The following is a 690-nucleotide window of genomic DNA, read 5'->3' on the forward strand; positions in this document are numbered from 1 at the left end:
CTCCAGGTAGCGGACGGTACGCTTTCTCTGACCGGCACCGATCTTGAAATGGAGATGGTCGCGCGCGTTACGCTTTCTCAGCCGCATGAGCCAGGCGCCACTACCGTGCCGGCGCGGAAATTCTTTGATATCTGCCGCGGCCTGCCGGAGGGCGCGGAGATTGCCGTTCAGTTGGAAGGCGATCGGATGCTGGTGCGTTCTGGCCGTAGCCGCTTCTCGCTGTCTACGCTGCCTGCCGCCGATTTCCCGAATCTTGACGACTGGCAAAGCGAAGTTGAATTTACGCTGCCGCAGGCCACGATGAAGCGCCTGATTGAAGCGACCCAGTTTTCTATGGCGCATCAGGACGTTCGCTATTACTTAAATGGTATGCTGTTTGAAACCGAAGGTGAAGAACTGCGCACCGTGGCAACCGACGGCCACCGTCTGGCGGTCTGTTCAATGCCAATTGGTCAATCTTTGCCAAGCCATTCGGTGATCGTACCGCGTAAAGGCGTGATTGAACTGATGCGTATGCTCGACGGCGGCGACAATCCGCTGCGCGTGCAGATTGGCAGCAACAACATTCGCGCCCACGTTGGCGACTTTATCTTCACCTCGAAACTGGTGGATGGTCGCTTCCCGGATTACCGACGCGTTCTGCCGAAGAACCCGGACAAACATCTGGAAGCAGGTTGCGATCTCCTCAAG

At 57.2% G+C, this 690-nt stretch carries 1 protein-coding gene; it reads left to right on the forward strand.

Annotation, left to right across the window (positions count from 1 at the left end; all coding sequences use genetic code 11):
• A partial coding sequence (gene dnaN / locus ACEWB7_RS17340; protein WP_411581004.1) for a DNA polymerase III subunit beta occupies window positions 1-690 on the forward strand: 690 nt, incomplete at both ends.

Origin of the sequence: Acinetobacter sp. NIOH-H-8 (genome assembly GCF_046635365.1) — a bacterium.
Classification (GTDB): domain Bacteria; phylum Pseudomonadota; class Gammaproteobacteria; order Pseudomonadales; family Moraxellaceae; genus Acinetobacter.